The organism is Arthrobacter sp. AD-310 (genome assembly GCF_054656615.1).
In genome coordinates this window covers 45,821-63,175 of the sequence record NZ_BAAHNO010000032.1, presented here as the reverse complement: position 1 = coordinate 63,175, position 17,355 = coordinate 45,821, and the positions used below count along the sequence as shown (strand labels likewise).

The window sequence follows — 17,355 nt, the reverse complement described above, 5'->3', positions numbered from 1 at the left end:
GCGGCGGGCGGCGCGCTGGCGGCGGTGTGGCGCGGCACCACGGCGGGCGTCAACGACGCCCGCGACCGGCTCAAGCTTCCCGCGCCCGCGTCGGCTGCGGCTGCCATACCGGCCGGAGCGGAGGCAGGGGTTGGAGGAATGCAGCCCCTTGTTACGCCCAACCCCGATTTCTACCGTATCGACACCGCGCTCACCGTGCCCGCCGTCAACCCGGAGACCTGGGTCCTCAAGGTCACGGGCATGGTGGAGCGGGAAATCGAACTAAATTTTGCCGCACTCCTGGCGAAACCCCTGACCGAACGCCACATCACCATTGCCTGTGTATCGAACAATGTGGGCGGCGACCTGATCGGCAATGCCCGCTGGCTGGGCTGGCCCGTCAGGGAGCTCCTGGCCGAGGCAGGACCACAACCCGGGGCCGACATGGTGCTCTCCCGCAGCGCCGACGGCTGGACAGCAGGAACGCCGCTGGATGTCCTGACGGACGGCAGGGATGCGCTGCTGGCCATCGGCATGAACGGCGAGCCCCTGCCCCTGGAACACGGCTTTCCGGCCCGGCTGGTGGTGCCCGGACTGTACGGGTACGTCTCGGCGACCAAGTGGGTCACCGAACTCAAAGTCACCAGGTTCGCTGACGACACCGCCTACTGGACGCCCCGCGGCTGGTCCGAGCGGGGACCCATCAAGATCTCGTCGCGGATCGACGTGCCCCGCCGCGGACGGTCCGTGCAGGCCGGCACCGTCACGTTCGGCGGGGTCGCGTGGGCCCAGCACACCGGCATCCGGTCAGTCGAACTGCGCATCAACCGCGGGCCATGGCAGAAAGCGGACCTCGCCCGGGGCATATCCGTGGACACCTGGTACCAGTGGAAGTGCGGCGTCCAGCTCAGCCCCGGCCAGTACGAGGTCCAGGTCCGGGCCACAGACCTGCGCGGTACCGTCCAGGACGAGCAACAGCGCCCGGCGGCGCCGGACGGGGCCACCGGCTTCCACACGGTTAGAGTGGACGTGACTTCCTGACGGCCGAAACCGAAGGCACATCCATGACCAGCACGCACCAGCACGGCCACGGCCATGCCCGGTCCATCGCCGAGCACCGCGCGGCCGTCACCGACCTCCTTCATCCCTTGGGGGACGCCTCCCGGACGGAGGTCCTTCCCCTGTCCCGGGCCCTCGGCCGCAGCCTGGTCAACGACGTGACGGCGCCGCTCAGCCTGCCGCCCTTCGCCAACTCCCAGATGGACGGCTATGCGGTCCGCTGCAGCGACCTGCCCGACGGCGGCGCGGACCTCGGCGTCGCTGCTCCCGTCCCCGCCGGGGCCGGCGCAGCCGTGCTGGCGCCCGGGACTGCGGCGCCCATCATGACAGGTGCCATGATCCCGGCGGGCGCCGACGCCGTCGTACCCATCGAACAGGCTGTCCCGGACCGTTTCCCCACCCCCGGCCAGGACGGACGCGTCAAGCTGCCTGCGACGGTTCCGGGCACTTACATCCGTGCGGCCGGCAGTGACATCGGTGCGGGGGAGCAGGCGCTGGCGGCCGGCACGTTCCTGGGGCCGGCCCAGCTGGGGCTGCTGGCCGCACTCGGCATGCCCGAGGCCGCCGTGTACCGGGCCGTCACGGTGTTGCTGGTTACCACCGGGGATGAGGTGGTGGAGCCGGGACGCGAACTTCCGCCCGGCAAGATCTACGACTCCAACGGCACGCTCCTGGAAGCCGCCATGACGCAGGCGGGACTGCGGGTCCTGCGGGCCGGCATCTCCACCGACAACCCGGACGAACTGCGGACCCTGCTGCGGACCAGGGGTGCCGGGGCAGACCTGATCGTCACCACGGGCGGCGTAAGCCAGGGCGCCTACGAGGTGGTCCGCCAGGCCATGGCCGACCAGCCGGTCGAGTTCCTCCACGTGGCCATGCAGCCCGGAGGCCCGCAGGGAATCGGCAGATTTGAAGGTACCCCGTTCCTCGGCTTCCCTGGAAACCCGGTCAGTTGCCTGGTCTCCTTCGAGATGTTCCTCCGTCCGGCGCTGGCCGCGCTGCTCGGTGCCCCGGCCGCCCGTGTCCCGGTCCGAGGCCGCCTGCGCCAGCCACTCACGTCACCCCCGCACAAGCACCAGGTGCGCAGGGGCAACCTCCACCCCGATGGGACAGTCCAGCTCGAAGGCGGTGAAAGTTCGCACCTGATGCACGCCCTTGCAGGGTCCAACGCACTCGTCCACGTTCCCGAAGGCGTCGACGCGCTGGCGGCAGGGGATGAGGTGGAAGTATGGATGTTGTGAATTCAGAACAAACCCCCGCCGCCCTGACGCACCTGCGCCAGGACGGCAGTGCACAGATGGTGGACGTATCCACCAAAGCCGAAACCACCCGCGAGGCCACCGCCACCGCCACCATCCGCACCACCGCCGAGGTCATGGGACTCCTGGGGTCCGGCGGCCTGCCGAAGGGCGACGCCCTTGCCGTTGCCCGCGTGGCAGGGATCATGGCTGCCAAAAAGACCCCGGAACTGGTTCCGCTGTGCCATCCGCTGCCGCTGTCCAAAGTCACCGTTGACTTCGACATGGATGCAGAGTCCGTAAGCATCCTCGCCACCGTCAAAACCCGTGGTGTCACCGGTGTGGAAATGGAAGCCCTCACGGCCGCGTCGGTGGCTGCCCTCAGCGTCTACGACATGATCAAAGCCGTGGACAAGCACGCCGTCATCACCGACATCAAAGTCCTGGCCAAGAGCGGCGGCAAGAGCGGGGACTGGGCGCTGTGACCCCGCCAGCATTCACTGCCCCCGAACCGCACCGGCACGGCGACGTGCAGGGCCGGAAAGCCGGAGTGGTCATCGCCTCCACCCGCGCCGCCGCCGGAATTTACGCCGACGAAACCGGCCCCGTGATCACCGACTGGCTGACCGAACACGGCTTCGACGTCTTCCCGCCCATGGTGGTCCCGGACGGCGAGCCCGTGGGCGCCGCGGTGCGGGCGCTCCTGACCCAGCGGCCCGCCGTCGTCATCACCAGCGGCGGAACCGGCCTCAGCCCCGATGACCGGACACCGGACGTCACACTGCCTTTGCTGGACCGGGAGATTCCCGGCATCATGGAGGCCATACGTCGCGCCGGTGCGGCCAAGACACCGCTGGCCGCACTGAGCCGCGGCTATGCCGGTGCTGCCGGCAGCACCTTCATTGTTAATCTCCCCGGATCGCCCAAGGGGGTCATGGACGGGCTCACCGTCCTGGACCCGGTGATCGGACACCTCTGCGACCAACTGGAAGGCGGCCATGGGCACTGAATCAGCATTCGAGGTGGTTTCCGCGGTCCTCAGCGCGGAACCCATCTCCGTGGACCAGGCGATCGCCGCGGTGGAAAGCGACACTGCCGGCGCCGTGGTCAGCTTCAGCGGCGTGGTGCGGAACCACGACGGCGGCAAGCCGGTGGACCGCCTCAGCTACAGTGCGCACCCCACGGCACACCAGGTGATGGCCGACGTCGTCGCGCGCCTGGTTGCCGAGCAGAACAACGCGGACGCGGGGGACGGCGGCACGAAGCCGGTCCGGATCTGGGCCGCGCACCGCATCGGCATGCTCGAAATCGGCGACCCCGCACTGGTGTGCGCCGTGTCCGCCGCGCACCGGGGCCAGGCCTTCGCGGTCTGCTCGGAACTCGTGGACCGGATCAAGGAGCAGGTGCCCATCTGGAAGGAACAGTTCTTCTCGGACGGGACCGTCGAATGGGTGGGCGCGGGCGGCTGAGTTCCCGCCGTCCTGCAGCCTGCCGTCCTGGGAGGTAACGCACAGCCCCCGGTTCCTTGGGGCGGCGGGCCCACCGGTAGGCTTAACCCCATGACCGAACAACACTCCGAACCCAAGCTGGTGGCCGTGCTTGGTGCCAACGGACGCATGGGCGCCGAAGCCGTCAAAGCCGTTGAAGCCGCACCCGATATGAAGCTCGTTGCCGCCTTGGGCCGGGGCGATTCGCTGGACCATGTGACCGCCGCAGGTGCCCAAATCCTCGTGGACCTCACCGTCCCGGAAAGCACCGAGGCCAACGTCCGCTTCGCCGTCGAACACGGGATCCACGCCGTCGTGGGCACCACCGGCTGGGACGCGGGACGCCTCTCCGCGCTTGAAGACCTGCTGGCCGGACACCCCGAAACCGGTGTGCTGATCGCGCCCAACTTCGCCGTGGGCTCCGTGCTGGCGTCCGCCTTCGCAGCCAAGGCAGCCAAATACTTCGAATCGGTGGAAATCATCGAACTGCACCACCCGGACAAGGTGGACGCCCCCTCAGGCACCGCTGTCCGCACGGCCCAGCTCATCGCGGCCGAGCGCACCTCAGCCCAGGTGCCGCCCAGCCCCGATGCCACCACCAGCGAACTCGCCGGAGCGCGCGGTTGCGAGGTTGACGGCGTCCGCGTCCACAGCGTCCGGCTTCGCGGCCTGGTGGCCCACCAGGAAGTCCTCCTGGGCGGTCCCGGCGAGCAGTTGACCATCCGCCACGACTCCTACGACCGGGCGTCGTTTATGCCCGGCGTCCTGATCGGCGTGAGGAACGTTGCGGCCCACCCCGGCCTCACCGTGGGCCTGGACGGCTACCTGGACCTGGGACTCTAGGCGATGGGCGGGTTCCTGGCAGCCCTGGGAAAGAACCGCACCAAGATCTGGGTGGGTGCGGTAACGCTGCTGCTGGTCTTCTACCTGGTGGTCTCCTTCCAGCGCTCCGTCCTGCTCCTGACGGACAGCAACCTGACCGCGCAGGCCATCGGCGCCGCCTACCTGGTCCTGCCCGTGATTGGCGCGTGGGCACTGATCCGTGAGCTTCTCTTTGGCGCCCGGACCGAACAGATGGCAAAGGTGCTGGAAGCGGAGGGCGGCCTCCCCGTTGACAACCTGCCGCGCACGCCTGCCGGCCGGATCATCCGGTCAGCGGCCGACGCCGAGTTCGAAAAGTACAAAGCTGAGGCGGAGGCTGCGCCCGGGGACTGGCGATCCTGGTTCAGGCTCAGCTGCGCCTACGACGCCGCAGGCGACCGCAAGCGTGCCCGGGCCTCGATGCGCGACGCCGTCAAGCTTTTCCGCGCCAACGTTCCCGCTTAACGGGGCCGGCGCTCCGGCTGGCGGAGGAGTCCTCCGCTAGCCTGCGGCCCTGACTTGGCGCCGGCCCGCCTGGCTTGCCGTATGGCCAAGCCATTCCAGCGGGCCGCGCCATTTAAGCAGGACGAACACGATGCCCACGGCGATTGCCACGGCCGCCTGGACGAAGTACATGCCGTCCTCCGTCCAGCCCGCCGGCAGCGGCTTGAGGTAGAACCCGGAGACCACCCACACGTGGACCGTATACAGCGTCAGCGTCATGGCGCCCGCACCACGCAACGGGAGCAGCAGGTCCAGATCCACCCATTCCGCCAGCCGGCCCAGCAACAGGCAGGCACCGATCACGGCAGCCGCAACGCCTGACGTATGCAGCAGGTCCAAGGATGTTCCGGAGTGCGGGGCCGCCGATGCCAGCCACCACCATGAGCCCTCCTGCGGGATCCCCGTCAGGTTGACCTGAAGGACGCTGTCCAGTGGGTAACCGGGGGAGTTGATGACCTCCTCCAGGGCGGCGCGGCCGCCCCAGCTTTCCATGGCGGTCACGCCCAGGACCTTTGCCGCCACCGCCACCGCTGTGCCCAGGACCACCAGGACCACCGGAACCAGCGCCTTGTGCAGCATCAGGCGGCCTATCACCAGTCCCACCAGCAGGTAGGACAGCCACTGCACTACGGGGTAGTAACCCGTGAAGAACAGGTCCGCGAGCAGCCGGCCGGGCGTGGCGAGGTCTTCCCAAGACGGGTTGTGGCCCAGCGTGAGCGGTGGTTCGGCGGCGAGCAGCCACGGCCGCAGCAGGTAGGCCAGCACGGGGGACAGCAGGATCCAGCCGGCAGCCCAGGCGCAAAGCTGCTTCAGCTGCAGGCCCAGGAACGGGAGGATGCAGAGGAACAGCACCGCGCAGTGCACAAGGATGATGGCCAGGTTCACTTCCAGGCCGCCCAGCGCCAGTCCGACGGCGGCTATCACCAGGGCACGCAGGGCAACGCCGCGGCGTGCCCCGGTCAGCCCGCCGCCGTCCAGCGGCCTGTCCTTGCCCGTGGACAAGGCCAGGCCCACGCCCGCCAGTACGGCAAACAGCGCCGCCGCCCGGCCCGAGAAGGTCACTCCTATCCAGGTGGGTGTGAGATCGGCGTTGGATTCGAACGTCGGCAGCAGGTGGGTGGCCATCATGCCCAGCAGTGCAAGCCCGCGGGCCGCGTCTATTCCGTACAGCCGTGCGGGCGCGGACGTGCCTCCGGTCTTCCGGGACGCCGTGGCGCGAGTGCGGGGGGTCATGAGCGAATCGTCTCACATGTGCCCATGAGCCAGCCTGTCAAAAGGCAGGCCTGCGGGGGCGGAAGAAAACCGAGGGGCCGGCGCCTGCAGCAGCACCCTTGTATTCGAATATATATTCGAATAACATGGGCGGCATGCTTACACCATCACGCGGTATCCCCCCAACTCAAGGTAGGCAGCCAGAGGCCAGGGATGCCACCAGGCCGGGCAGCGCCAGGCCAGGCAGCACCAGGTCCGGCAGCACCAGGCCCGGCAGCACCGGACCGGACAATGCCATGCCGGGCGGCACGGGGCTTCTCAAGGCCATGAGCCCCGGAGTGGTTGACTTCCTTTTCCGGCAAATGGTCACCGGCCAGCCGGCCCGGGATGTCCAGTGGGAACAGGAAGGCATCAGCCTCTCCAGCCAGCCCGAGGGTGCCGAACTCGCCCGCCGCCTTGCCGAAACCGACATCGACGCGTTGACCCCGCTGGAGCTCTTCCACTACGCACGGGCCGCCCAGCGGCTCGCCACCTGGGCCGAGGAACTGAGGCACGCTGCGGTCCGAAAGTACTGCGGAACGCCGCCCGCCTGAAGTTGACCTGTGTGGCCGCTGCCTGTGTCAGGCCGGCTTCATGCTGAATTTGACGTGCATCACGCCCGTGGCATTGTCCTAACCAGCGGGGGACAAGGTAACGTTTTTGCCATGGCTGACTCTTCTGCGCACATCCCTGCCCTTGGTACCCTCCTGACCGCCATGGTCACGCCATTCACCAAGGACGGCGCAGTCGATTATGAGCAGGCTGCCGCCCTTGCCACCAAGCTGGTGGACGACGGCTGCGACGGCCTGGTCGTCACGGGAACCACCGGCGAAACGTCCACCCTTACCGACGAGGAAAACCTCGGCATGTTCCGTGCCGTCAAGGAAGCCGTCGGCGGCCGCGCGGCCATCATCGCCGGCACCGGAACCAACGACACCGCCCACTCGGTCCACCTTTCCCGGCAGGCGGCAGACCTCGGCGTCGACGGCCTGCTCCTGGTGACCCCGTACTACAACAAGCCCAGCCAGGCAGGCGTGCGGGCCCACTTCGAAACCATCGCGTCCGCCGTCGACGTGCCCGTGATGCTCTACGACATCCCGGGCCGCTCCTCCATTGCGATCGAGCCGGACACGATGATCCGCCTGGCGCAGCACCCCAACATCGTGGCCGTCAAGGACGCCAAGGCGGACCTCGTTGCCGCAACCCGCGTCATGGCCGAAACGGACCTCCTGTTCTACTCAGGCGACGACGGACTGACGCTGCCCTGGATGGCCCTGGGCGCCGTCGGCCTGGTGGGTGTTACCACCCACGTGGCCACCCGCCGGTTCCGCGAGCTCATCGACGCCGTCAACGCCAACGACCTCGGCACCGCCCGGAAGATCAACTTCGAGCTCCAGCCCGTGGTCCGTGCCACCATGACCCGCGTCCAGGGCGCCGTGGCGGCCAAGCAGATTCTTAAATGGCAGGGAGTCCTGCCCAACTCGATTGTCCGTTTGCCCCTCGTGGAGCCGGACGAAGCCGAGATCGAAATCATCCGCGGGGATTTGGCGGAAGCAGGGCTGGTCTACTCCTGAGGACGACGACCGGCACCCTTCCGCCTGGAAAGTAGTGCAATATGACCCAAACCGCCCTCACCGGCCTTGTCACCCCTCCCCGCCTGAAGGCGGGCACGCTGCGGATCGTTCCGCTCGGCGGCCTGGGGGAGATCGGCCGGAACATGGCCGTGTTCGAAATCGACGGCAAACTGCTGATCGTGGACTGCGGCGTCCTCTTCCCGGAGGAAACCCAGCCCGGCGTGGACCTGATCCTGCCCGATTTCTCCTACATTGAGGACAGGCTGGACGATGTCGTGGCCGTGGTCCTCACCCACGGACACGAAGACCACATCGGCGCCGTTCCGTACCTGCTGCGGCTCCGCAGCGACATCCCCCTGGTGGGCTCGCAGCTGACCCTTGCCCTCATCGAGGCCAAGCTGCAGGAGCACCGCATCCGCCCCTACACCCTCACGGTGGAGGAAGGGCAGGTGGAAAAGTTCGGGCCCTTCGAGTGCGAATTCGTCGCCGTCAACCACTCCATTCCGGACGCCCTGGCGGTGTTCATCCGCACTGCCGGCGGCACCGTCCTGCACACCGGCGACTTCAAGATGGACCAGCTCCCCCTGGATGGACGCATCACGGACCTCCGCCACTTTGCCAAGCTTGGCGAAGAAGGCGTGGACCTCTTTATGTCCGACTCCACCAACGCCGACATCCCCGGATTTACCACTGCCGAAAAGGAAATCGGTCCCACCTTGGAGCGGCTGTTCGCCCAGGCCACCAAGCGGATCATCGTTGCGTCCTTCTCCTCGCACGTCCACCGGGTCCAGCAGGTCCTTGACGCGGCCGCAAAGCACAACCGCAAAGTGGCGTTCGTGGGCCGGTCCATGGTCCGCAACATGGCCATCGCCGAAAAACTCGGCTACCTTGACGTTCCCGCCGGCCTGATCGTCGACATCAAGAACATCGACAACCTCCCGGACAACCGGGTGGTGCTCATGTCCACCGGATCCCAGGGCGAGCCCATGGCAGCCCTGTCCAGGATGGCCAATGGCGACCACCGGGTGGTGGTGGGCGACGGCGACACCGTCATCCTTGCCTCCAGCCTCATTCCCGGCAACGAAAACGCCGTGTTCCGCATCATCAACGGCCTCCTCAAGCTGGGCGCGGACGTGATCCACAAGGGCAACGCCAAGGTGCACGTCTCCGGGCATGCCGCCGCCGGTGAACTGCTGTACTGCTACAACATCCTGGAGCCGCTCAATGCCATGCCGGTGCACGGCGAAACCCGGCACCTGATTGCCAACGGAAAGATCGCCATCGAGTCCGGTGTTCCCGAAGCCAGCGTCATCCTCGCCGACAACGGCACGGTGGTGGACCTGAAGGACAACCGGGCCGACGTCGTGGGCCAGGTGGAGGTGGGCTTCGTCTACGTGGACGGCTCCAGCGTTGGCGAAATCACCGACGCCGACCTCAAGGACCGCCGCATCCTGGGCGATGAGGGCTTCATTTCCATCATCACCGTGATCCACCGCGCCACCGGCAAGGTGGTCTCCGGACCCGAAATCCACGCCCGCGGCGTGGCTGAAGATGACTCGGTGTTCGACGACATCATCCCGAAGATCAATGCGGCGCTCGAGGAAGCCGTCCTCAACCATGCCGACCACACCACGCACCAGCTGCAGCAGGTGGTCCGCCGCGTGGTGGGCACCTGGGTGAACCGCAAACTGCGCCGGCGCCCGATGATCATCCCGGTGGTGCTCGAAGCCTGACGTCCCGCCTGTCATCCTGGCCGCACAGCCGCCTGCGAAGGGCCCGGTTCATCTGAACCGGGCCCTTCGCGCAGGAACAGGCCGGAGGTCCGAAATCCCCGGGTTGCAAGTCCTGTTCGGGTAGCGTGGCTACTATGGCCACACGTACTACCTCCGCGCGCAGCGGAACAGCCAGCGGCAGTAAATCCGGCAGTTCCACAGGGCGCGGCAGCGGCTCGGGGGCACCCAAAACGGGCCGTGGCGGCTCTTCCAGCGCGGCCCGCACCCGGCAGCTTCCCGCCGTCGAACACCACCAGCCATGGCTGCTGCGGGTAGTAGGCGGCGCCTGGCTGGGACTGGGCCATCTGGTCGGCGGGGGAGTCCGCCGAATCGGCCACGATGTCAGCGACCTGCCCGCCGACGAACGTCGCGACGGCGCTGCCCTGTTCAACATGGCACTGGGCATCTTTATCGCCACCTTCGCCTGGTGGGGCCTCACCGGCTGGTTCCCGGACGCCGTGTACGCCGTGGTCAACGGAACATTCGGCTGGATGTCCCTGCTGCTCCCGCTGATGCTGTTCGTCTGCGCCTTCCGGCTGTTCCGCCGGCCCTCCGACGGCCGCGGCAACAACCGGGTGGGCATCGGTTTCCTGATCATGACATTCGCCGGCTGCGGCCTCGCCCACGTCCTCGGCGGCCAGCCGACTGTGGCCCAGGGGTTTGACGGGCTGCGCCAGGCGGGCGGCATGCTGGGCTTCCTGGCTGCCACCCCGTTGGCCGCCATCCACGCAGCCGTCCCCCTGGTCCTGTATGGACTGCTGGCCTTCGTGTCCCTGCTGATCATCACCGCCACGCCGTTTACCGCCATCCCGCGTCGGCTGCGCAGCGCTTACGAGCACCTCATGGGCGTCGACCTGATGGACGAGCCCAAGGACACGCACGACCGCAGCTACTTGGAACGCACGGCTTCGGCAGCGCCCAAAAAGAAGAAACGGAAGCTGTTCGGCAAGGACGAGGAAAAGTCCGACGCCGGCCTGGAAGGCTATGTGGGCGACGAAGCCTTCGAGCACGCCGTCATCGACGACGAGGATCCGCAGCCGCGCGGCACCACGACCGGCCCCGCGCCCGGCGTCCGCCGCCCCACCCAGGCCGAGATCGCCGTCGAAAAAATCAAGGCCGCCCAGGGCCTGGGCGCCGGCGCCCCGGCAGGGGAGAACGCCACCGAGGCCATTCCCCTGGTCACCCCCGGCATGGCCCCTCCCGCCGGGAAACCGGCCGCCCCGCCCACGGTCCCCTCCACCCCCGTGGCGCCGGCACCCCCGCCCGTCCCCATTCCGCAGCGCACGGAGCAACTGTCCCTGGCGGGGGACGTGACCTACACGCTGCCGGCGTCGGACTTCCTCACGCCCGGCTCGGTGCCGAAGGAACGCACGGAAGCCAACGACGCCGTCGTCGCCGCCCTGACGGACACCCTCCAGCAGTTCAACGTCGATGCCACCGTGACGGGCTTCAGCCGCGGTCCCACCGTCACCCGGTACGAGATTGAACTGGCGCCGGGAACCAAGGTGGAACGCGTCACGGCGCTGTCCAAGAACATCTCCTACGCCGTCGCCTCTAGCGATGTGCGCATCCTTAGCCCCATCCCGGGCAAATCCGCCATCGGCATCGAGATCCCCAATACGGACCGCGAGACCGTCTCCCTGGGCGATGTGCTGCGCAGCCAGAACGCCCGGCGAACCGACCACCCCATGGTGATGGGCGTGGGCAAGGACGTGGAGGGCGGCTACGTGGTCGCCAATCTCGCCAAGATGCCCCACTTGCTGGTGGCCGGCGCCACCGGTGCCGGTAAGTCATCCTTCGTGAACTCGATGATCACGTCCATCCTCATGCGGGCCACCCCGGACGAGGTCCGGATGGTGATGGTGGACCCCAAGCGCGTGGAACTGACTGCCTACGAAGGCGTCCCGCATCTCATCACGCCGATCATCACCAACCCCAAGAAGGCCGCGGAGGCCCTGCAGTGGGTGGTCCGCGAGATGGACGCCCGCTATGACGACCTCGCCAACTACGGCTTCAAGCACATCGACGACTTCAACAAGGCGGTGCGCGCCGGCAAGGTCCAGCCGCCGCCGGATTCCAAGCGGGTTATCCGGCCGTACCCGTACCTGCTGGTGATCGTGGACGAGCTTGCCGACCTCATGATGGTGGCGCCGCGCGACGTGGAAGACTCGATTGTCCGCATCACCCAGCTCGCCCGTGCCGCCGGCATCCACCTGGTCCTGGCCACCCAGCGACCGTCCGTGGACGTGGTCACCGGCCTGATCAAGGCCAACGTGCCGTCCCGCATGGCTTTCGCCACCTCATCCGTCACGGACTCCCGCGTGGTCCTGGACCAGCCCGGCGCCGAAAAGCTCATCGGCCAGGGTGACGCCCTCTTCCTGCCGATGGGCGCCTCGAAAGCCATGCGTGTCCAGGGCGCCTGGGTGTCCGAGTCCGAGATCCACAAAGTGGTGGAGCACGTCAAGACACAGCTGCAGGCCGTGTACCGCGACGACGTTGCCCCCGAGGCGGAAAAGAAGCAGATCGACGACGACATCGGGGACGACCTCGAAGTCCTGCTGCAGGCCACCGAACTGGTGGTCACCACCCAGTTCGGGTCCACGTCCATGCTGCAGCGCAAGCTCCGGGTCGGCTTCGCGAAAGCCGGCCGGCTCATGGACCTCCTGGAGTCCCGGGGAGTGGTGGGCCCGTCCGAGGGTTCCAAGGCACGCGACGTGCTCGTGAAACCGGACGACCTCGCCGCTGTCCTGGCCGCCATGAAGGGCCAGGAGGCGCCGGCAGCGCCGGACTCGCAAACCGCTGCGCTCAGCGACAACGCCAACGCCAACATCGCCCAGGGCGGCTACGCGGAAGACCTCGTCGCCGCCGACCTGGACAAGAGGAAGCAGAACGTCGAATATTACGACGGCTCGGACACCGCCCCCGGCGGTTACGGCGATGACGACGACGGCTCCGAAGACGCCTGGTCCCTGACCGGGCGCTAGCCCGGGGAATGTAGCCTAGAAAAGTGACTAGCACTGACGCGACTGCCTCCGGCTCCGGCCGTGCAGGCGTCTGGAACCTTCCCAACGTCCTGACCATGATCCGCATCGCGCTGGTGCCGTTTTTCGTCTGGTTCCTTCTTGCCGACGCCCCAGGCCTCCGCAGCGAGTCCGGACCGTGGCGCTGGGCGGCGGTGCTTGCGTTCGCGGTCGCCATCTACACGGACAAGCTCGACGGCGACATCGCCAGGAGCCGGAACCTCATCACGGACTTCGGCAAGATCGCCGACCCCATCGCCGACAAGCTCCTCACCGGTTCGGCCCTCGTCATGCTGTCCCTCCTGGGCGAACTGCCATGGTGGATGACCCTGGTGATCCTGGTGCGCGAGTGGGGCATCACCGGGCTGAGATTCTTCGTCATCCGGTACGGCGTCATCCCCGCCTCCCGGGGCGGGAAGCTCAAGACCGTGGTGCAGACCGCAGCGATTTTCCTCTACCTGCTGCCGCTGGCCGCCTTCGCCTCCTGGCTTGGCTGGGTCGCGTTCGCGGTGATGCTGGCGGCCGTCATCATCACCGTGTGGACCGGCGTCGAGTACGTCGTCGAAGCCCTGCGGCTCCGGGGGCAGGGCCGCCGGCAGGCACGGACCAACCACGGGCAGGAGCAGCCATGACGAACCTCCACCACCTCGCGGCGCAGGCCGTGCGGCAGGCGCTTGAAACGGGGCGCACCGTGGCCACCGCGGAATCCCTGACAGCCGGGATGGTCTCCGCAGTCCTGGCAGACACGCCGGGCGCATCGGGCATGCTGCAGGGCGGCGTTGTGGCGTACCAGAACTTCGTCAAGGAAAATGTGCTCAACGTCCCCGGAGAGCTCCTCGCCCGGGCAGGTTCGGTGGACGACGGCGTCGCCTGCGCCATGGCCGCCGGGGCCCGGACCATCATGGGGGCGGACATTGGGCTGTCGACCACGGGCGTTGCGGGACCAGAGGGGCACGACGGCAAACCTGTGGGTACCGTCTTCATTGGCGTCGCCACTGCCGCCGGTACGACGGCCTTCGAGTATGGCTTTGACGGCAACCGGGCGGAAATCCGCGGCCTGGCCTGCGGTGCGGCCCTCGAGAGGCTGCTCGAAGCGCTGTCCGCCTGAGCGCCCCCCCGGCTGTCCCGGGCCGGCATAAGTTACCGGCCGTAAAGTTGTTGGGAACAAAAGCCGGTACCGATTAGTTATTACATTGTGTCGCTTCCGAAGAGCGGAGGCGCCTAGGATGAAAACACCACGACGGTTCGCCCCAGGGCGGACCTGACCAATGAGGGAGCAAGGCGATACAGATGGTAAAGCAGCCCGTATCCGTAAACGGCGTTGTCCGCTGGAAGGATGTGGGCCTCGCCGATCAGGCTAAGAGCGAACAGAAGGAGCGCAAGATGGTTGTACTTCGTCACGAAATCGGTGATGTCCTGCGCGATGTCCGCCAGCGTCAGGGGCGTACGCTCCGTGAAGTTTCGCACAGTGCCCGTGTCTCCCTGGGCTACCTCAGCGAAGTTGAACGCGGCCAGAAGGAAGCATCGTCCGAACTGCTGTCGTCGATCTGCTCAGCCCTGGACGTCCCGTTGTCCAGCATGCTCCGCGAAGTCAGCGACCGTGTTGCCGTCGCCGAAGGCGTGTCTGTTCCGGACACCGTGCCGCAGGAATTCTCCCAGCGTTACGGACGCGACCTGGAAACCGAGCTGGACGGCGAACTGTCCACCGGTCTCCTCTCCGGCGCCCGCTAACCACATCCCCGCCCGCGGGGGACCCGACGTACGAAGCCCCCGGCCTGTGGTCATCCACGGGCCGGGGGCTTCGCCGTGTACGGCAGGGCGCTGTCCGCCGTCAGTCGTCCTGGCCGGCAGGGGAGGGCGCGTCCTTGGGGAACCCGTCCCCCTCGTAGGTGGAGTTCAGTTTTGCCATGTAGCGCGCCAACTCCTCCAGGTCGTGCAGCGGCCATTCGCCAAGGCGCTCCCGGAACACCTGCCGCCGCGCGTCCTGCACCTGGTGCATCTTTTCCTCGCCCCTGGGCGTCAGCCGGATGGACTGGGCCCGGCCGTCAAGCGGATCTGCTTCCTTCGACACCAGGCCGATGCTCTCGAGGAACGCGATCTGCCGGCTCACCGACGGCTTGCCCACGCCGATGTTCATCGCAAGGTCTGTCAGGCGGATGGGACCCTCCCGCCGGATGACGGTCAGCAAGCCGTAGGCGGCAGGCTCCATGTCCGGGTGCACCTGCCGGGAAAGCTGGTTCGAGATTGCGCGCGCCCGGCGCCAGAACAGGCTGATCTGGTGTTCGACATTCGTCAGCGCGGCATCAACGCCGGAATCGTCGGCGCCGGACCCGCCGGTGCTGCGCCCATCGGTGCCGTGCCCCTGGGTGTTGTGCCCATGGGTGGGGGCCGGCGGTGCGTCGGGGGAGTTGCTCATGGCAACAATTCTAGGTGCCACAGCCGTGAGAGAATCTTGTGGTGCGACTTAGCGACTACTGGCGGCTCATGGACGACGAATTTGGTGCGGGCTACTCCCGGGTCCTGAGCAGCACCCTGGTCCTGGCCGGTGTTGGCGGCCGGACGGCGGACCAGGCACTGGCTGCCGGGATCGAACCACGCAAAGTGTGGCTGGCTGTCTGTGACGTGCAGGACGTCCCCGCCGAACGACGGCTCGGCCGCGACATCAAACCGCTCCGCGACTAGGCAACTGTCCCTCCCGGCCTCAGGATTTCGGGGGACACGCCGCACCGGCGGTTCGAATACCTGTTCGGATAAAGCTATGCTTTTTCGTAGCGGGTTATCCACATAGCCGTCGTTATCCGGCCGGAATGTCAGTGGGTCCCCGTAGCGTCAGAGATGACCAATAAACGGCCGCGAAGGCCACCATCGAGAAAGCATTAGAGGTGTCAACCATGGCGGCAGCCCCGGATCGTGCAAAAGCGCTGGAAGCAGCGCTGGCCCAGATTGACAAGCAGTTCGGCAAGGGCTCGGTCATGCGCCTGGGCGACGAAGTCCGTGCCCCGATCGAAGTCATTCCCACCGGCTCCATCGCCCTGGACGTTGCCCTCGGAATTGGCGGCCTGCCCCGCGGCCGCGTCATTGAAATTTACGGTCCGGAATCGTCCGGTAAGACCACCGTCGCCCTGCATGCCGTCGCCAACGCCCAGCGGAATGGCGGCATTGCTGCGTTCATCGACGCCGAGCACGCCCTGGACCCGGACTACGCCGCCAAGCTTGGCGTGGACACCGACGCCCTCCTGGTGTCGCAGCCGGACACCGGTGAGCAGGCACTGGAAATCATGGACATGCTGGTCGGCTCCGGCTCATTGGACATCATTGTCATCGACTCCGTGGCGGCCCTGGTGCCGCGGGCGGAGATCGAAGGCGACATGGGCGACAGCCACGTCGGCCTCCAGGCCCGGCTCATGAGCCAGGCGCTGCGAAAGATCACCGGCCGCCTGAGCCAGACCAAGACCACCGCCATCTTCATCAACCAGCTGCGTGAAAAAATCGGTGTGTTCTTCGGCTCCCCGGAAACCACCACGGGTGGTAAGGCACTGAAGTTCTACGCGTCCGTCCGCATCGACGTCCGCCGGATCCAGACCCTGAAGGAAGGCGCTGACTCCGTCGGCAACCGGACCAAGGCGAAGATCGTCAAGAACAAGATGGCCCCGCCCTTTAAGGTCGCCGAATTCGACATCATCTACGGGCAGGGCATTTCCCGTGAGGGTGGCATTATCGACATGGGCGTGGAGCACGGCATCATCAAGAAGTCCGGCTCCTGGTTCACCTACGACGGCGACCAGCTCGGCCAGGGCATGGAGAACTCGCGGCGCTTCCTGCGCGACAACCCCGAGCTCGCAGCCGAACTTGAACGTCTCATCAAGGAAAAGCTGGGTGTCGGCGTGAAGCCGGCAGAGGCCGAGTCCAAAGACTCCCCGAAGCTGAAGGCCGTCGACGGGTTCTAGCAGTTGACAGGACAGGAACAGGAGCGGCCCCGCGGCAGGCGGGGCCGCTCCGGACGGGGCAGGTCCGCCACGCCCACCGGTGAACCGGCGGACGGGCTCGACCATCCCGACGCGCCCGGGTTCGGAGACTCCGAACCCGACCCCGTGTCCGTGGCCCAGGCGATCGTCTACCGCCAGCTGACCGCCGCCGCCAAGAGCAGGCACCAGCTTGCCCGCAAACTTGCTGAACGGAACATCCCGGAGGACGTCGCGGAAGCGGTCCTGGACAAGTTCCAGGAAGTCCGCCTTATCAACGACGCGGAGTTTGCGGAGATGTGGGTGCGCAGCCGTGCACAGTCACGCAAGCTGGCCAAAGGGGCCCTGCGCCGGGAACTCGCCGAGAAAGGCATAGACCAGGAGACTGCCGCCGCCGCGCTCGAACAGCTGTCCGACGATGACGAAGAAGCCGCGGCGAGGATCCTGGTGGAACGAAAACTGCGGCCCGGCACCGATCTCACCGACCGGGCGGAGCGGGATAAAACGGTCCGGAGGCTTGCGTCCATGCTCGCCCGCAAGGGTTACCAGCCCTCCCAGGCCTTCCGGATTGTCAGCGACGTCCTGGATGCCCACAGCGCGCCGGACCTCCGAACCGGGCCGGACGGGCTGGGGGCGCCCTACTTGTAA

Annotated in this window: 20 protein-coding genes; 17 read left to right on the top strand and 3 right to left on the bottom strand. The window is 67.2% G+C overall.

The window, feature by feature from the left end; genetic code table 11:
- The 7 genes from ACYQ1Z_RS17585 to ACYQ1Z_RS17555 form a co-directional block, all read left to right on the top strand.
- Positions 1–1,020, top strand: a 1,020-nt coding sequence (locus ACYQ1Z_RS17585) for a molybdopterin-dependent oxidoreductase (RefSeq protein ID WP_459793833.1), incomplete at its 5' end; no start/stop codon positions are given.
- A gap of 23 nt (positions 1,021–1,043) precedes the next feature.
- Positions 1,044–2,279: a molybdopterin molybdotransferase MoeA gene (locus ACYQ1Z_RS17580; RefSeq protein ID WP_459793832.1), complete on the top strand. Its 1,236-nt coding sequence runs from the start codon at positions 1,044–1,046 to the stop codon at positions 2,277–2,279.
- Positions 2,267–2,761, top strand: a complete 495-nt coding sequence (moaC, locus tag ACYQ1Z_RS17575) for a cyclic pyranopterin monophosphate synthase MoaC (RefSeq protein WP_459793831.1) — start codon at positions 2,267–2,269, stop codon at positions 2,759–2,761. Before ACYQ1Z_RS17580 ends, moaC begins: the two co-directional genes overlap by 13 nt.
- Entirely contained in the window at positions 2,758–3,285 is a 528-nt protein-coding gene (locus ACYQ1Z_RS17570; RefSeq protein WP_459793830.1) for a MogA/MoaB family molybdenum cofactor biosynthesis protein, read from the top strand. The genes moaC and ACYQ1Z_RS17570 overlap by 4 nt, the downstream gene beginning before the upstream one ends.
- Positions 3,275–3,745: a molybdenum cofactor biosynthesis protein MoaE gene (locus tag ACYQ1Z_RS17565; protein WP_459793829.1), complete on the top strand. Its 471-nt coding sequence runs from the start codon at positions 3,275–3,277 to the stop codon at positions 3,743–3,745. Before ACYQ1Z_RS17570 ends, ACYQ1Z_RS17565 begins: the two co-directional genes overlap by 11 nt.
- A gap of 90 nt (positions 3,746–3,835) precedes the next feature.
- On the top strand, positions 3,836–4,606 hold the full coding sequence (gene dapB, locus ACYQ1Z_RS17560; RefSeq protein WP_459793828.1) for a 4-hydroxy-tetrahydrodipicolinate reductase: 771 nt from the start codon (positions 3,836–3,838) through the stop codon (positions 4,604–4,606).
- Between the two features lie 3 nt (positions 4,607–4,609).
- Positions 4,610–5,089 carry a hypothetical protein gene (locus ACYQ1Z_RS17555; RefSeq protein WP_459793827.1) on the top strand — a complete coding sequence of 160 codons (480 nt, stop codon included), beginning with the start codon at positions 4,610–4,612 and terminating at the stop codon, positions 5,087–5,089.
- A gap of 36 nt (positions 5,090–5,125) precedes the next feature.
- Here the strand turns inward: ACYQ1Z_RS17555 and ACYQ1Z_RS17550 are convergent, their stop codons facing one another.
- Entirely contained in the window at positions 5,126–6,361 is a 1,236-nt protein-coding gene (locus ACYQ1Z_RS17550) for a heparan-alpha-glucosaminide N-acetyltransferase domain-containing protein (RefSeq protein WP_459793826.1), read from the bottom strand.
- Between the two features lie 166 nt (positions 6,362–6,527).
- Positions 6,528–6,668 (bottom strand): hypothetical protein, encoded by a 141-nt coding sequence (locus ACYQ1Z_RS17545; RefSeq protein WP_459793825.1) that lies wholly within the window; start codon positions 6,666–6,668, stop codon positions 6,528–6,530.
- A 10-nt stretch (positions 6,669–6,678) separates the two neighbouring features.
- Between ACYQ1Z_RS17545 and ACYQ1Z_RS17540 the strand changes: the two genes are divergently transcribed.
- The 7 genes from ACYQ1Z_RS17540 to ACYQ1Z_RS17510 all read left to right on the top strand — a co-directional run bounded on the left by ACYQ1Z_RS17540 (position 6,679) and on the right by ACYQ1Z_RS17510 (position 14,476).
- Positions 6,679–6,933, top strand: a complete 255-nt coding sequence (locus ACYQ1Z_RS17540) for a hypothetical protein (RefSeq protein ID WP_459793824.1) — start codon at positions 6,679–6,681, stop codon at positions 6,931–6,933.
- 111 nt (positions 6,934–7,044) lie between these two features.
- Complete coding sequence (dapA, locus tag ACYQ1Z_RS17535; protein WP_459793823.1) at positions 7,045–7,953, top strand: 4-hydroxy-tetrahydrodipicolinate synthase; 909 nt, start codon at positions 7,045–7,047, stop codon at positions 7,951–7,953.
- A 41-nt stretch (positions 7,954–7,994) separates the two neighbouring features.
- Entirely contained in the window at positions 7,995–9,686 is a 1,692-nt protein-coding gene (locus tag ACYQ1Z_RS17530) for a ribonuclease J (RefSeq protein WP_459793822.1), read from the top strand.
- 134 nt (positions 9,687–9,820) lie between these two features.
- A complete protein-coding gene (locus ACYQ1Z_RS17525) occupies positions 9,821–12,709 on the top strand; it encodes an FtsK/SpoIIIE family DNA translocase (protein ID WP_459793821.1) in 2,889 nt (962 codons plus the stop codon).
- 23 nt (positions 12,710–12,732) lie between these two features.
- Complete coding sequence (gene pgsA, locus ACYQ1Z_RS17520; protein WP_459793820.1) at positions 12,733–13,377, top strand: CDP-diacylglycerol--glycerol-3-phosphate 3-phosphatidyltransferase; 645 nt, start codon at positions 12,733–12,735, stop codon at positions 13,375–13,377.
- Entirely contained in the window at positions 13,374–13,853 is a 480-nt protein-coding gene (locus ACYQ1Z_RS17515; protein ID WP_459793819.1) for a CinA family protein, read from the top strand. The genes pgsA and ACYQ1Z_RS17515 overlap by 4 nt, the downstream gene beginning before the upstream one ends.
- 182 nt (positions 13,854–14,035) lie before the next feature.
- Complete coding sequence (locus ACYQ1Z_RS17510; RefSeq protein WP_459793818.1) at positions 14,036–14,476, top strand: helix-turn-helix domain-containing protein; 441 nt, start codon at positions 14,036–14,038, stop codon at positions 14,474–14,476.
- A 100-nt stretch (positions 14,477–14,576) separates the two neighbouring features.
- Here ACYQ1Z_RS17510 and ACYQ1Z_RS17505 read toward each other — a convergent pair whose 3' ends face one another.
- The gene (locus ACYQ1Z_RS17505) at positions 14,577–15,161 is read right to left on the bottom strand and encodes a MarR family winged helix-turn-helix transcriptional regulator (protein WP_459793817.1); all 585 of its coding nucleotides are present in this window, start codon (positions 15,159–15,161) and stop codon (positions 14,577–14,579) included.
- 41 nt (positions 15,162–15,202) lie between these two features.
- On the opposite strand from ACYQ1Z_RS17505, the gene ACYQ1Z_RS17500 reads away from it, so the two are divergent.
- The 3 genes from ACYQ1Z_RS17500 (at position 15,203) to ACYQ1Z_RS17490 (ending at position 17,355) form a co-directional block, all read left to right on the top strand.
- Positions 15,203–15,427 (top strand): DUF3046 domain-containing protein, encoded by a 225-nt coding sequence (locus tag ACYQ1Z_RS17500; protein ID WP_009358653.1) that lies wholly within the window; start codon positions 15,203–15,205, stop codon positions 15,425–15,427.
- A gap of 209 nt (positions 15,428–15,636) precedes the next feature.
- Complete coding sequence (recA, locus tag ACYQ1Z_RS17495; RefSeq protein WP_459793816.1) at positions 15,637–16,692, top strand: recombinase RecA; 1,056 nt, start codon at positions 15,637–15,639, stop codon at positions 16,690–16,692.
- Positions 16,693–16,842: 150 nt separating this feature from the next.
- Positions 16,843–17,355 (top strand): regulatory protein RecX, encoded by a 513-nt coding sequence (locus ACYQ1Z_RS17490; protein WP_459793835.1) that lies wholly within the window; start codon positions 16,843–16,845, stop codon positions 17,353–17,355.

Bases quoted from the DNA above. Each gene is read 5' to 3' on its own strand.
- ACYQ1Z_RS17580 (WP_459793832.1), top strand. From the start codon at position 1,044: ATGACCAGCACGCACCAGCACGGCCACGGCCATGCCCGGTCCATCGCC.
- moaC (WP_459793831.1), top strand. From the start codon at position 2,267: ATGGATGTTGTGAATTCAGAACAAACCCCCGCCGCCCTGACGCACCTG.
- ACYQ1Z_RS17565 (WP_459793829.1), top strand. From the start codon at position 3,275: ATGGGCACTGAATCAGCATTCGAGGTGGTTTCCGCGGTCCTCAGCGCG.
- dapB (WP_459793828.1), top strand. From the start codon at position 3,836: ATGACCGAACAACACTCCGAACCCAAGCTGGTGGCCGTGCTTGGTGCC.
- ACYQ1Z_RS17555 (WP_459793827.1), top strand. From the start codon at position 4,610: ATGGGCGGGTTCCTGGCAGCCCTGGGAAAGAACCGCACCAAGATCTGG.
- ACYQ1Z_RS17550 (WP_459793826.1), bottom strand. From the start codon at position 6,361: ATGACCCCCCGCACTCGCGCCACGGCGTCCCGGAAGACCGGAGGCACG.
- ACYQ1Z_RS17545 (WP_459793825.1), bottom strand. From the start codon at position 6,668: ATGGCCTTGAGAAGCCCCGTGCCGCCCGGCATGGCATTGTCCGGTCCG.
- dapA (WP_459793823.1), top strand. From the start codon at position 7,045: ATGGCTGACTCTTCTGCGCACATCCCTGCCCTTGGTACCCTCCTGACC.
- ACYQ1Z_RS17530 (WP_459793822.1), top strand. From the start codon at position 7,995: ATGACCCAAACCGCCCTCACCGGCCTTGTCACCCCTCCCCGCCTGAAG.
- ACYQ1Z_RS17525 (WP_459793821.1), top strand. From the start codon at position 9,821: ATGGCCACACGTACTACCTCCGCGCGCAGCGGAACAGCCAGCGGCAGT.
- ACYQ1Z_RS17515 (WP_459793819.1), top strand. From the start codon at position 13,374: ATGACGAACCTCCACCACCTCGCGGCGCAGGCCGTGCGGCAGGCGCTT.
- ACYQ1Z_RS17510 (WP_459793818.1), top strand. From the start codon at position 14,036: ATGGTAAAGCAGCCCGTATCCGTAAACGGCGTTGTCCGCTGGAAGGAT.
- ACYQ1Z_RS17505 (WP_459793817.1), bottom strand. From the start codon at position 15,161: ATGAGCAACTCCCCCGACGCACCGCCGGCCCCCACCCATGGGCACAAC.
- recA (WP_459793816.1), top strand. From the start codon at position 15,637: ATGGCGGCAGCCCCGGATCGTGCAAAAGCGCTGGAAGCAGCGCTGGCC.